At 67.4% G+C, this 12,750-nt stretch carries 10 protein-coding genes; 1 reads left to right on the top strand and 9 read right to left on the bottom strand.

The window, feature by feature from the left end:
• Window positions 1-20: 20 nt before the first annotated feature.
• Window positions 21-1,955, top strand: coding sequence for a rhamnogalacturonan lyase (locus tag ABIC44_RS03925; protein ID WP_354293802.1), 1,935 nt, complete (start codon window positions 21-23; stop codon window positions 1,953-1,955).
• 5 nt (window positions 1,956-1,960) lie between these two features.
• On the opposite strand, the gene ABIC44_RS03920 is transcribed toward ABIC44_RS03925, so the two are convergent.
• The 9 genes from ABIC44_RS03920 to lra1 all read right to left on the bottom strand — a co-directional run bounded on the left by ABIC44_RS03920 (window position 1,961) and on the right by lra1 (window position 12,629).
• Entirely contained in the window at window positions 1,961-3,466 is a 1,506-nt protein-coding gene (locus ABIC44_RS03920) for an MFS transporter (protein WP_354293800.1), read from the bottom strand.
• Window positions 3,466-4,578, bottom strand: coding sequence for a beta-galactosidase BglB (bglB, locus tag ABIC44_RS03915; protein ID WP_354293799.1), 1,113 nt, complete (start codon window positions 4,576-4,578; stop codon window positions 3,466-3,468). Before bglB ends, ABIC44_RS03920 begins: the two co-directional genes overlap by 1 nt.
• A 19-nt stretch (window positions 4,579-4,597) precedes the next feature.
• The gene (locus tag ABIC44_RS03910; protein ID WP_354293797.1) at window positions 4,598-7,558 is read right to left on the bottom strand and encodes a beta-galactosidase; all 2,961 of its coding nucleotides are present in this window, start codon (window positions 7,556-7,558) and stop codon (window positions 4,598-4,600) included.
• A complete protein-coding gene (rhaM, locus tag ABIC44_RS03905; protein WP_309695218.1) occupies window positions 7,555-7,872 on the bottom strand; it encodes an L-rhamnose mutarotase in 318 nt (105 codons plus the stop codon). Before rhaM ends, ABIC44_RS03910 begins: the two co-directional genes overlap by 4 nt.
• Entirely contained in the window at window positions 7,869-8,840 is a 972-nt protein-coding gene (locus tag ABIC44_RS03900; RefSeq protein WP_354293795.1) for an alpha/beta hydrolase, read from the bottom strand. Before ABIC44_RS03900 ends, rhaM begins: the two co-directional genes overlap by 4 nt.
• The gene (locus ABIC44_RS03895) at window positions 8,840-10,039 is read right to left on the bottom strand and encodes a rhamnogalacturonan acetylesterase (protein WP_354293793.1); all 1,200 of its coding nucleotides are present in this window, start codon (window positions 10,037-10,039) and stop codon (window positions 8,840-8,842) included. The genes ABIC44_RS03900 and ABIC44_RS03895 overlap by 1 nt, the downstream gene beginning before the upstream one ends.
• The gene (locus ABIC44_RS03890) at window positions 10,027-10,842 is read right to left on the bottom strand and encodes a rhamnogalacturonan acetylesterase (RefSeq protein ID WP_354293791.1); all 816 of its coding nucleotides are present in this window, start codon (window positions 10,840-10,842) and stop codon (window positions 10,027-10,029) included. Before ABIC44_RS03890 ends, ABIC44_RS03895 begins: the two co-directional genes overlap by 13 nt.
• Window positions 10,843-10,946: 104 nt before the next feature.
• Window positions 10,947-11,750, bottom strand: a complete 804-nt coding sequence (locus tag ABIC44_RS03885; protein ID WP_354293789.1) for an IclR family transcriptional regulator — start codon at window positions 11,748-11,750, stop codon at window positions 10,947-10,949.
• Window positions 11,751-11,864: 114 nt separating this feature from the next.
• Complete coding sequence (gene lra1, locus ABIC44_RS03880) at window positions 11,865-12,629, bottom strand: L-rhamnose 1-dehydrogenase Lra1 (protein ID WP_354293787.1); 765 nt, start codon at window positions 12,627-12,629, stop codon at window positions 11,865-11,867.
• Between the last annotated feature and the right edge of the window lie 121 nt (window positions 12,630-12,750).

The raw sequence follows: 12,750 nt of genomic DNA, 5'->3' as shown, positions 1-12,750 counted from the left end.
ATTTGGGATAGGAGAGAGGCATGATCGGCAGGCGGCGCATCAGGGGCGGTATCGCATCATGGGTGATGATGGCGGCCGTCTGTCCGGTCCATGCCGCGCCAGCGCCGGAGCGCCAGGCCGAAAAATGGGACCGCGGCGTCGTCGCGGTTCCCGCCATCGGGGGCGGGGTGCTGGTCAGCTGGCGCTCGCTGGCAAGCGATGCGCCAGGCGCGGGGTTCGAGGTGTTTCGCGACGGACGCAGGGTCTCGGTCTCCGCCATCACCGGCTCGACCAATTTCCGCGATGGCGGTGGGAGCGCCGCCAGCCGCTATGCCGTGCGGATGATCGCGCCAGGCGCGGCGGGCGCGGTCAGCCCGGCCGTGCCGGTGTGGGTGAAAGGCTATGCCTCCATTCCGCTCGACCCACCGCCGGGCGGCGTCACCCCGGATGGCGAGGCCTATGGCTATACCGCCAATGATGTGGGGCTGGGCGATCTGGATGGGGACGGGCAGCCCGATCTGGTGTTGAAATGGGACCCCACCAATAGCCATGACAACAGCCAGAGCGGCTATACCGGACGGGTCTATCTCGACGGCTATACGCTGGCGGGCAAGCGTCTGTGGCGGATCGACCTCGGCCCCAATATCCGCGCCGGGGCGCATTATACCCAGTTTCTGGTGCAGGATTTCGACGGCGACGGTCGGGCCGAGGTGGCGATGAAGACCGCCGACGGCACGGTCGACGGGCAGGGGCACGTGATTGGCGATCCCAAGGCCGACTGGCGCCAGCATGACGGAGAGGTGCCGCAGGCCGACAGGACCGGCGCGCACATCACCGCCGACGGGCGCATGGTCGCCAGGCTCGCCGGACGGATCCTGACCGGGCCCGAATATCTGACGGTGTTCGACGGCATGACCGGCAAGGCGCTGGCCACCAAGGCCTATGATCCGCCGCGCGGGCCGCGCCACGATCCGGGTTTCGCCTGGATGGCCGCGCATTGGGGGGACGGCTATGGCAACCGGGTCGACCGGTTTCTGGCGGGGGTCGCCTTTCTCGACGGGCGGCGTCCCAGCATGATCTTCGGGCGCGGCTATTATGGACGAACGGCGATCGCCGCCTGGGACTATCGCGACGGCCAACTGACCGAGCGCTGGCTGTTCGACACCGACCAACCCGGTAATCAGGACTATGTCGATCGCGGCAACCACCAGCTGAGCATCGCCGATGTCGACGGAGACGGTCGCGACGACGTCATCTACGGCTCGATGGCGGTCGATGCGGACGGCAAGGGGCTGTGGACACGGCCGCTCTATCACGGCGATGCGATGCATGTCGGCGATCTCGATCCCGCCCGGCCGGGGCTGGAGAAGTTCGGCGTGCACGAACAGGTCGGCAGGAATGGCGGGATCGGATCGGCGCTGCTCGATGCCCGGACCGGGCAAATTCTGTGGACCAAGCCCGCCACCAGCGACACCGGACGCGGCCTGTCCGCCGATATCGACCCGCGCCATGTCGGCGAGGAGATGTGGGGATCGAACCAGCCCGATCTCTACGACGTCCACGGCGTATCGGTCGGCCCGCATCCGCGCCAGACCAACTTCGCCATCTGGTGGGACGGCGACCTTCTTCGCGAACTGCTCGACGGGACGACCATCTCGAAATGGAACTGGACGACCGGCAAGGCCGAGCCGTTGCTGGCGGTGGCGGGGGCGGCATCCAATAACGGGACCAAGGCCAACCCCGCGCTACAGGCCGACCTGATCGGCGACTGGCGCGAGGAGGTGGTGTGGCGCAGCGCCGACAATCGCGAGTTGCGCATCTATACGACGCCCTGGCCGACGACGCACCGGATCACCACGCTGCTCCAGGACCCGGTCTATCGCGCCGGGATCGCCTGGCAGAACACCGCCTATAACCAGCCGCCGCACACCGGCTTCTATCTGGGCATGACCAGGCCGTCCGAACGGGCGGAGTGACCCGGTCACAGCACCGGATTGCGCCCCCAGAGCTGATCGTAGCGCCAGCCCGACAGATCCTCGACCACCGCGCGGGTCCGGGCGCTGGCGGGTTCGCGCTCACCGGCGCGGAGCCGTTCGATCTCGTCCATCAGCACGGCATGGGATGCCGGGTCGAGCCGGAAGCGGAGCGACACCCATAGCCCGAAGGCCAGCAGCGCGAGGGTGCCGCCGACCATCACCGCGACGATGGCGTGGACGGTCGCCGGGGACTGGCTGGCCGCACCGGCGATGAAGCCCGACGCCTGCAGGATCTGGCCGACCGCGATCAGCGCAACGGCCTGCGACATCTTGCGCACGAAGGTCATGACACCCGCAAATGCGCCCTCGCGGCGGCGGCCGGTGACGATCTCGTCGACATCGGCCATGTAGTTGTAGGTCGCCCAGGGGATATAGTTGAGCGCGCCGCGCCCCAGGCCCGCGAACGCGACCGGCAGCACGAAGACCCAGCCGCTGGCGCCCCGGCCGGTCCACCACAGACCGAGGAACAGCAGGACGCCCAGCGCGAAGCTGCCCCCCGCGATCTGGTACGCCCGCGCCGGAGAGGCGCGCAGCGCGAAGTTGATCGCCAGCAGGACGGCGAGGGTCTGGACCGCATAGGTCAGCCCGGCCAGGTTGGACACGGCGAGCGTCGTGCCGCCGAGCGCGAAGACGACGAAATAGGCGAAGGCGGCGTTGAAGATGTCCTGGCTGATATAGCCGCCCAGATACATGCCCAGATGCAGCCGGAACGCCCGGATCCGCAGGGTCGAGAACAGGTTGCGATACAGGTCGCGGATCGCGGCCAGCGGCGTCATCCGCTCGCGCGCCAGCGCCATGGTCTCGGCCGAACGCGGTCGCTCCCAGCTGAACAGATAGAGCATCGTCGCCGAGGCCATGAATAGCGCGGAGAATAACAGGCCCATATAGAAATAGGTGTCGGGCGAATCCTTCCCAAGATGCTCGATCAACCGGCCCGGTAGAATGGCGGCGAGGATCGCGGAAATCTGGCCGCACATGATCCGCCACCCGGCGAACTTGGCCTTGGTCCGGTAATCGCTCGCCATTTCGGCAGCCAGCGTCTCGAACGGAATGATCTCGAGCGCATAGACCAGCTCGAACAGGACATAGGTGACGAGATAATAATAGAAGCTTTGCCCCGCGACCCACATGATCGCGAAGGAGGGGAGCAGCGGGATGGCTGCCAGGATGAAGGCCCGCCGCCGGCCGAACCGGCGGCCCGCCCAGGTGTCGCCGAACCGGTCGGAGATATAGCCGATGGTCGGGCTCGCCACCGCGTCCAGCACGCGGGCGATGCCGAAGATCAGCGTCGCCTGCGCCGCCGACAGGCCGCAAAAGCTGGTGTAGAAGAACAGCACCCAGGTGCTGATGACCGCCATCGAGCCCGCGCCCAGAATGTCGTTCGATCCATAGGCGGCGAAATTGTACCAGCGAACGCGACGAGGGGGCGGGGACCCGGTGGCGGGGCCCATCAGATATAGGTCCGCAGGAATTCGCCCAGTGCGCAGACCGCCAGGCTCTGGCCATAGGGCATCGAGGTCAGCGCGATGTCCTTGTAGAATTGCATCGTGTCGCCCATCGCGGTGCCGAAGCTGACCTGCTTCAGCTCGCCATGCTCGTCGATATTGGCGAGCACGGCGCGGATCGCCTTGATCCCGACCGCTTCGTAACGGCGCGGCAGATAGCCCTTCCGCACCGCCTTCAGTATGCCATAGGCGAAGCCCGCGGTCGCCGATGCTTCGAGATAGCTGGTCGGATCGACGATCAGCGTATGCCACAGCCCGCTCTCGTCCTGATGCTCGGCCAGCGTCTTTACCTGCGCCGCCAGCGTGTCGATCAGGAAGGTGCGGAAGGCATCGCCCTCGGCCAGGTCGAGCATCTCGATGATCTCGGGGATCGCGATCGTCACCCAGCAATTGCCGCGCGCCCACAGCGCGCCCGCGAAGTTATGGCGGCCGTCGAAGGTCCAGCCATGATACCAGAGGCCCGTCTGGCGATCGAACAGATATTTGATGTGGACGAGGAACTGGCGCTTGGCCTCCTCGATATAATGCGGGCGGTTCAGGATCTGGCCGATGCGGGCGAGCGGCAGGACGCTCATCATCAGCGTATCGTCCCACATCTCCTGCGGGTTCTCGTCGTTGAAGACGATATGCTGGAACCCGCCTTCCTCCGTCTTGGGCAGGCCGTCATCGGCCATCAGCCATTCGGCCCAGATGTCGAGATAGGGCAGATAGGTCTGGTCGCCGGTCTGCTCATAGAGATTGGCGAGCGTCAGGAAGGGCGACATGGTATTGATGTTCTTGGTCGGGGTGCCCGCCGCGAAACGGTCCTCGAACCATTTCAGCATCACGTCCCAGGCCTGTGCGTCGCCGGTCTGTTCCCAATAGCGGTACAGGCCGAACAGGCCGATGCCGTGGGTCCATTCCCAATCGTTCCACCCCTTGGTGTCGATCACCCGGCCATCGTCCAGACGGAGCAGGAACTCACCGGTCTCGTCCCGGATGTTGACGAGATTGTCGATCAGCCTGGCGATCTGCGCCGTCACCTCGGCGCGGGGTATGTCGTGCGTAAGGGCTGCCACGGGAATGCTCTCCGAAGGATCAGGGGGTGGGATAGAGGTCGCGGTAAGCCGGGGCGGCCACGTCGGTGACCGCGACGCCGCCGCGCGCATGATGGAGGGTGACGAGCCGGACCGGCTCGATGACGTTGCCGGGCACCCCGTCGCTCGTCACGGCGAGCGCCAGCGTGTTGCGCCCGCGATGGCGCAATATGCCCTCGGGGATGGGGAAGACCCGCTGCGGCCCGACATTCGCGACGAACTGGCCCATATTCCAGCCATTGACGAAGATCAGCACCCGGTAGCGCCCCGGCGAGCGCGGCGTATCGGGGTCGCCGATCTTCAGGCCCAAGGTCACATCCTCGCCGCTCGGCACCGACAGGTCGAACGTGGTGCGATACCAGTCGGTCCCGGCATGGGGTTTCGCCTCGGTCAGCTTGACCGCCTGCCACCCGTCATCGGCAAAGCCCGGCAGGGTCCAGCCCATGCGTTCGCCATAAAGGCCGCCATTGTTGCTCGGTCCGCGCGCGACATCCCGCAGGTCTTCGCCGCCAGCGCGCCCCTGGATCCGCCACGCGATCGGCACCGCGAAGCTCTTGCCGCCCGGCCGGGCCAGCGATACGGAGATCAGCCCGCGCGGCTCCTTGTGCGCGTCATCGACGTCGAGGTCCCAGTTATGGCCGTTCACTCGCACCATCGCGGCCAGCACATGCTCGCCGGGCGCCTGGGCCTGGCGAGGCAGGATGAATTCGGCGACCCCGGTGGTGATCGGCCGGGGCAGGCCGCCTGCCAGTTCGTGCTGGCCGATCAGCGTCCCGTCGAGGAAAAGCTGGACCATCCCTGCGCCGCCCGCCCCGTAATGGACGGTCGCGGTCTGCGCGTCCGCCGAGCCGGTGAAGCGACCGCGATACCATACATCGCCGTCATGAAAGCCATAGGCATCCGCCCCGAGATTGGGCTGGCCGGTCGGTGGGCGGATGGTTGCCACGTTGCGGGCGGCCCCTGCGATGGCCCAGCCGGAGTCGTCGAACTCCACGCCCGTCTCCGGCGATCCCGGCGCATGACGCCATGTCGCGCTGGTCAGGTCGGGCAGGGTCAGGCGTTGCGGTGCGGGCAGGGGACGCAGGGCCACCAGACTGCCGCTTGCCGAACGCGCGACGGGCACCACCTTCCCGTTCCAGCGGACCGTGCGGATGCCCGGCGGGGCCCAGACCTCCAACGGCTCGGCGCCCTCGCTATCGCCGGTCAGGTCTAGCGCCTCCCGGTTCGGCGTCGCATGACGGACGAGCGTGGGGCCGCGTTCCAGCAGGCCGTCCTGTCGGAAGAAACGCTGCGCCGCCGCGACGTCGCCGATCAGCAGCAGCAGGGGCGGGCGACCGCCGCCCGCGATCCGCACGCGGGCCAGACCCCGATGCGTATAGGTCAGCCGCAGGTCCCCCTTTGCCGGATCGAAGGCGCTGGCGACCCGTCCCTCCAGGACCGTGACCTTCGGCGGGGCTGCATAGCGCAGCACCGTCTCCCCCGGCTCGTCCGTGCGACCATAGAACAGCGCGACATCCTCCGCGCCATGGCGGATCGTCGTCTGCAATTCGGACGTCGAATAGACCAGCCGTTGCCGCTCCAGATCGACGCCCGCGACCAGCAGCTTGGCATCGCGGCCATGCAGCTCGCTGGCAAAGCTGTAGCGTCCGTCGGGCAGGTCGGCAGTGATGGTGAACCGCGCATCGCCGGTCGCGTTGGACGGCTTGGGTGCGACGAAGAGCAGGCGTGCGTCGGTGTCGGGATTGCGGTCGTGATAGACCTGCACCGCATCGCTGCCCGTGACGGCGACGGGCGGGGCCTTTTCCAGACGGGCGAGATCGGGCACGGCGGCAAGGAACTGGCCGAGCTGCTTCAGCTCCAGCGCCTTGGGCCGCAGATTGCGCGCCTCGTCGATCGCCGAACCATAGTCGTAGGAGGTATAGACGACGGGCGCGGGCAGCCATCCCCAGCTCGTGCCACCATAGCCCATATAGATGCTCTGGATCGCGATGCCGTTGGCGATGTTGGTGCCGTAGAAGACCCGCTGATAGCCGGTCCCGCGCTGGACGGCGTTGCACGGATACATGCCGTTCGACCCCCAATAGTCGAACCAGCCGCCGCCGAACTCGGCGATGAAACCGGGCGTGTGCGGCGAGGCGCTCGCTCCGCCCTTGGCACCACCGGGACCGTACAGGCCCCAGTCCGGAGCGGGGGCACCTTTGGTCGGCACATTGTCGACCCCGCACACGCCGCCGGGATAGCCGTCGAAGGCATAAAGCTCCTGCGGTCCCGCGACGGTCAGCGGCACGCCCGAGCTTTTGGGCACCCAATAGCCGTTGCGTCCCTGATCATTGTGGAAGATCGGTACGGTGATCCCATCGGCCCGCGCCTTGTCGTACAGATGCTGCATGTAGCGGCTCTGCGCGGGGGTGGTCAGCGCCAGCTCATTCTCGATCTGGTGGAGGATGACGGTGCCGCCGCGGCCCAGCTGGTGGCGCGCGATGATTGGGTTGATCCGGTCCAGCCATTCGTCGGCCGCCGCCAGATATTCGGGATCGTCGGTCCGCGCCTTGCCCGGCTGGTTCACCAGCCATCCCGGAAAGCCGCCGCGCGACAGCTCCGCATTCACATAGGGCCCGGCGCGGGTGATGACATAGAGCCCTTCCTCGCGCGCCATGGTCAGCACCCGCTCGACGTCCCGGATGCCGGTGAAGTCGTACACGCCCTTTTTCGGGCTGTGAAACCCCCAGTCGATATAGATGGCGACGGTGTTGAACCCGCTCGCCTTCATCTTCTGAAGGATGTCGCGCCACAGGTCGGGCGAGGGCAGGCGAAAGGGGTGGAATTCGCTCGACCAGATCAGCGTTGGCTTGCCGTCGATCAGCAGCGAATGGCGGTCGAACGCGACGCGCGGGCGCTCGGCCACCGGTAAAGCCTGCGGCGTGGCGGCGCCTGCCAGCAGCAGGGCGGCGACCAGGCTCATGCGAGGTAGAACATCGGCGTCAGCGGGGCTTCGACCGGGCGATTGTCGGGCCTTACCTCCATCAGATCGGCCATATGGTCCCACCAGCGTTGCATGACCGGCTGGCCGGGCAGCGTGTCGCGGCTATCGTCGGGATGCAGCCGCAGGACGGCGAACAACGCGTTCGTCTCTTCATCCAGAAAGATCGAATAGTCGTAAATGCCCGCCGCGCGCAGCGCCTCGGCGAGTTCGGGCCAGATCGCGTCATGGCGACGGCGATATTCCTCGGCCATGCCGGGCTTCAGCATCATGCGAAAGGCGATGGGCCGGGTCATGCGTCGTCTCCTGGGATTTTCAGGCCGTGGCGGTGGGCGAAGGTCGCGAACCGGGCCAGCCAGGGATGCGGCGTGCCGTCGGCGGCGATCAACCGGGGACCGTGCCCGCCCGTTTCGACGATATGGAGTTCGGCCGGGCGGGGCAGCGCATGGACGGCCTGGAACATCGCGATACTGTTGGCGACCGGCACGACGGGGTCATCGGCGGCATGGCCCAGAAAAGTCGGCGGCATGTCGGAGGGCAGGTCCCGTTCCGCCGAATAGCGAGCTGCCCGCCCGGCATCCGCGTCCCGGCCGAGCAGTTCGCGCTTCGACTGGCCGTGCGCGAAGGGCTGGGTCATGGTGATGACCGGGAAGAGCAACCCGACGGTGAGAAGCGCCGTCGGCTGCGCGTCCAGGGCGTCGATCGGCCCATAGGTGACGAGCGCCGATCGCGCCGCCAGCCGCGCGGCCAGATGGCCGCCCGCCGAAAAGCCCATCGCGGCGATATTGGTCGGATCGATGCCCCATTCGCCCGCGCGGGCCCGGATGACCCGAAGCGCGCGCTGTGCATCCTGAAGCGGCGCGTCCGGCCCGGCCGCCCAGCCGTCGTGCGGCAGGCGATAGAGCAGATCGAACGCCGTCACACCCTGCGCGGCGAACCAGCGCGCGACGGGCGAAGGCTCGCGCCCCACCGCCACACGGGCATAGCCTCCACCGGGGATCAGCAGCACCGCCGCCCCGGTCGGTCGCGCGGCGGGGCAGACGGTCAGCATCGGGGTGGCGACATGCGGCCAGGCGATGTCGTCGGCGGGCCCGTTGGGCGAGCGCTGGACGAAGGCGTCCGCGGCCGCAGGGCTGGGCATCCCCGGCGGTGAGCCTGGCCAGATCGGAAAGCGCCGCGGGGCAGGGGCGGCGGTCGCGAGGCGGGGCGTGGCGACCAGCGACAATCCGGCGGCGATCAGGGTGCGGCGGTCTAGGGGCATCATCAATTTCCCGCAGGTCGTTCGCTGCTGCGCATTCCGCTGGCCGCCAGACGAAAGGTCTCGGGGGCGGGCGGACGGCTCGGGTCGAAATCCGGCAGGTCGCTTCTGACGAAGCGGGCCAGCGAGCCTATCGCCCGCATCCGCTCCGCCACGTCGCGCGCCAGGACCCAGGCGCCGTAATTGTCATGATGGGTCGCGTCACGGCCCTGATCGTTGAAGGCCAGCGGCGCGCGATCCATGCCCAAGGCTTCATAGAAACGGAAGGAGTCCGCATTCAGGTCGATCACCGGCACCGCCGCCTCGGCCGCGACGGCGCGAACGGCGGCGGGATAGTTGCCCAGGCTGGGCCGGATATGCCCGTCCGCGCTCCATTGCCGCCGCTCGGGCGAGGTCACCAAGATCGGCGTCACCCCGCGCCGCCGCAATTCGGCGAGATAAGTGCGCAGATAGGCACGATAGGTCGTCGCGGCGTCGACATAGGTCTGCGGCCACTGGGCTTTCTGGTCGTTATGCCCGAACTGGATCATCGCGACATCGCCGGGTCTGGCGCTCGCCAGCACCTTGTCCAGCCGTAGCTCGGTCAGGAAGGATTTGAGCGTCTCTCCCGACTCCGCATGATTGGCGACCGCGATGGCCGGCGTCAGGAAGGCGGGCAGCATTTGGCCCCAGCTCGCGGCCGGCTCGGCGGGCTGGTCGGTCACGGTGGAGTCGCCCAGCAGAAACAGGGTCGGGACTTCGACAGGGGCGATGCTGACGCGGCAAAGCGCGGGCGCCGGGCCCAGTATCTCCAGCGTCAGCCGATCGTCCCAGGTGAATGACCCGATCTCGCGCGGCTTGAGCCGCACCGCATCGCCGCCCGGCGCGTTGGCGGGCGGGGGCACGAGCGCGGGGGTGCGGACATTCACGATGAAGCGCCGGGTGACGAACTCGCCCGCGCGTGTCCGAACCGCCTCCAGCATCAGGCGGCGGCTCTCGGCCTTGATCGTGGTGTCGCTCGCGCGGGCGGAATCGCCCAGCGTGACGGTCACGGCATAATTGCCCGGCGGCACCGCGACCGAGAAGAGGTGCGGATCGGCCTCGAACCCATGATCGCCGTCGAAGCGGTGGTCGGCATTCGCGGCCATGACGAAGTCCCGCACCGGCGCCTGTGCCGTGGCCATCGCCGACCCCGTCAGCACCGCCACGGCGATCAGCCGGCGCATGACGGCCCGCCCGCGGCTGTGGCGCGGGTCAGGCTTGCGCGCTTCTTCAGCACATGGCGGGCGATCGGCAAATGGGCGCCCGCCAATCCGCCCGCGACCAGATCGGCGATCCGCCGCGCGCCCAGCTCGCTGAAATGGGTGTCGTCATCCACCGCCTCGGCAAAGCCCGGCAGGCCCTCGCCCTTCGCATAATGGAGATAATAGACCCGTGATCCGTCCGGCCCGAGCCCGTCGATCCAATGTTCCGACAAGGCAGCCAGGTCGATCAGGGGCACATGCTCCTGCGCCGCCACCCGCCTGGCGGCGTCCGAATAGGTGGGGAAGCTGGGCACGACATGCCCGTCCTTGAACGCGCGACGCGTGACCGGGGTCAGCAGCACCGGTCGGGCTCCGGCGGCGCGTGCGACCGCGATGAACCGCTTCAGATTACTCTCATATTCGGGAATGGGGGCATAGCGTTCGGGCTTCGCCTGGTTGGCGTCGTTATGCCCGAACTGGATCAGCAGCGTGTCGCCGGGGCGCAGGTCACGGGCGATCGCGTCCAGCCGCCCTTCCGCCATGAAACTCTTGGTGCTGCGCCCCGCCATCGCATGGTTGGCGATGGTGACCTCGGGCCCGAAGGCGCAGCGCAGCATCGTGCCCCATCCCGATTGCGGATATTTGTTGGGCCGATAGTCCTGCGCGGTGGAGTCGCTGGCGATGAACAGCCGTGCCGGGGGCAGGGGAGCGGGGGATGCGCCGACGATCAGCAACGACGCGCAGGCCGCCCCTATCCTGACAGCCGTCCGATGACGCTTCGTCATGCACCCGCTCCCTCGCCCTGTCGTGGACCTGTTTCGATCCGCTTTCCTAAACTATGTGCCTATATCCCACATAGTGCAAGAGGGTTTTGGAATTTGGGATGTGGTCAGCGGCGATCTTTTTCCCGCCACCCCAAGTCGCGGCTGATCGCATGCGCGGTGCTCAGCACATCGCCGGTCAGCGCGGTCATCCGTTCGTCCGACATATATTGCGCGGCGCTCGACACGCTGATCGCGGCGACGATGCGACCGCTGGCGTCGCGGATCGGCGCGGCGACACAGCGTATCTGATCCTCGTTCTCCTCAAGGTCATAGGCGCAGCCCAGCCCGACATAGCCGCGCATCCGCTCCAGCCAGACGTCATAGTCGGGCGCATGCGGATCGCCCGCCCGCTCGTCGTCGAAACGCTGGCGCCAGTGCTTCGCCTCGTCGTCCAGCATCAGCGCCTTGCCCAGCCCGGTGGAGGTCATCGGCTGGCGATCGCCCACGCGGCTGGAGATGTCGACCCGGCGGCGACCAGGGATCTTGTCGAGATACAGCGCCTTGTCGCCGTCGCGGACGCCCAGATGGACCGTGTCCTCGGACGCGGCGGCCAGCGCCTCGATATGATCGCGCCCGATCTGGACGACATCGGCCTGCTGCTGCGCCAGGAAGCCCAGTTCGAGCAGCTTCGGCCCCAGACGATAGCCCTGGCGCGGCGTGAAGATCAGGAAGCGCCGGTCGATCAGCGCGCTGGCCAGCCGATGCGTCGTACTGCGCGTCAGCCCCAGCCGCTCGGCGAGTTCGGCCAGCGCGATCGGGCGGTCGGACACCTCGTCGATCAGGTCGAGCCCGCGCAATAGGGTCTGGCTGCCCGTCGGGCCCTTGGTCTCGCCGGTTTCGGTCTTGGGGGATTTGGCGGATGCGGGCATGGAAACATCTTCTCCTGACGCGCCGCATTTGCTGCCAGCGCGTACCATATTGTGGAAGTGTTTGCCTTTCTCACGTCCGCATGTCGAGGGGAAAGCGCCATCCCCCGCCCGTGCCTATTGCAGGTTCACGAATGCCCCGCCATCGACCAGCAACGCCGCGCCGGTCACATAGCGCGCCATGTCGGAGGCCAGGAAGACGGCGGGTCCGACCATATCCTCCGGCACGCCCAACCGGCCCAGCGGCACGCGGCCCTCCATATAGCGACGCTTGCCCTCGTCGGCCAAATCCTCCTTGTTGATCTCGGTCAGGATGGTGCCGGGAAGCAGCGAGTTGCAGCGTATGGCATGGCGCCCCAGCGCGATCGCCGCCGACTGCATCAGCGAGTGCAGGCCCGCCTTGGTCGGGGTATAATGGGTCTGAAATTCGCCGCCGACCAGCGCCGAGATGGAGGAGACCGCGATGATCGATCCGCCATGCCCCTGCTCGACCATCTGCCGCGCTGCCGCCTGGCACATATAATAGCCGCCATGCAGGTTGACCCGCATCGTCCGCTCGAACGTCTCGACCGGCATGTCGAGAAAGCCGTGGAACGGACAGATGCCCGCGTTCGACACCATGACGTCGACCTTGCCCAGCGCCTTCGCCGCCCGCGCGATGAAGTCGGTCGCGGTGGCGGGATCGGCGACGTCGCCCTGGATGGCGACCGCGCGCCGTCCATGCGCCTCGATCCCCGCGACGCATTGGGCCGCGCCGTCCGAATCGCGCGCATAGTTGATCGCGACGTCCGCGCCATGTTCGGCCGCGCCGATCGCGATCGCCCGGCCGATCCCCGTGGAGGCACCGGTGACGACGACGGTCTTTCCTTCCAGCAGTTTCACGGCCTTGCTCCTCATCCTGTCCACCGGCTCACCTTGGCCATCGGTTTTCGCAAAACAACCGATTGACGCCCGAAGTCTCAACAATTAGCATCCTATTCCATAAAGTGAGAAAGTAAAGCCG

It is taken from the genome of Sphingomonas sp. 1185 (genome assembly GCF_040544655.1).
Taxonomy (GTDB): domain Bacteria; phylum Pseudomonadota; class Alphaproteobacteria; order Sphingomonadales; family Sphingomonadaceae; genus Sphingomonas.
The sequence above is the reverse complement of the archived record's forward strand: the minus strand, read 5'-3'. Positions and strand labels throughout refer to the sequence as shown.

Excerpts from the sequence above, each read along its gene's own strand:
- ABIC44_RS03925 (WP_354293802.1), top strand. The coding sequence starts at position 21 with ATGATCGGCAGGCGGCGCATCAGGGGCGGTATCGCATCATGGGTGATG.
- ABIC44_RS03920 (WP_354293800.1), bottom strand. The coding sequence starts at position 3,466 with ATGGGCCCCGCCACCGGGTCCCCGCCCCCTCGTCGCGTTCGCTGGTAC.
- ABIC44_RS03910 (WP_354293797.1), bottom strand. The coding sequence starts at position 7,558 with ATGAGCCTGGTCGCCGCCCTGCTGCTGGCAGGCGCCGCCACGCCGCAG.
- rhaM (WP_309695218.1), bottom strand. The coding sequence starts at position 7,872 with ATGACCCGGCCCATCGCCTTTCGCATGATGCTGAAGCCCGGCATGGCC.
- ABIC44_RS03900 (WP_354293795.1), bottom strand. The coding sequence starts at position 8,840 with ATGATGCCCCTAGACCGCCGCACCCTGATCGCCGCCGGATTGTCGCTG.
- ABIC44_RS03895 (WP_354293793.1), bottom strand. The coding sequence starts at position 10,039 with ATGCGCCGGCTGATCGCCGTGGCGGTGCTGACGGGGTCGGCGATGGCC.
- ABIC44_RS03890 (WP_354293791.1), bottom strand. The coding sequence starts at position 10,842 with ATGACGAAGCGTCATCGGACGGCTGTCAGGATAGGGGCGGCCTGCGCG.
- ABIC44_RS03885 (WP_354293789.1), bottom strand. The coding sequence starts at position 11,750 with ATGCCCGCATCCGCCAAATCCCCCAAGACCGAAACCGGCGAGACCAAG.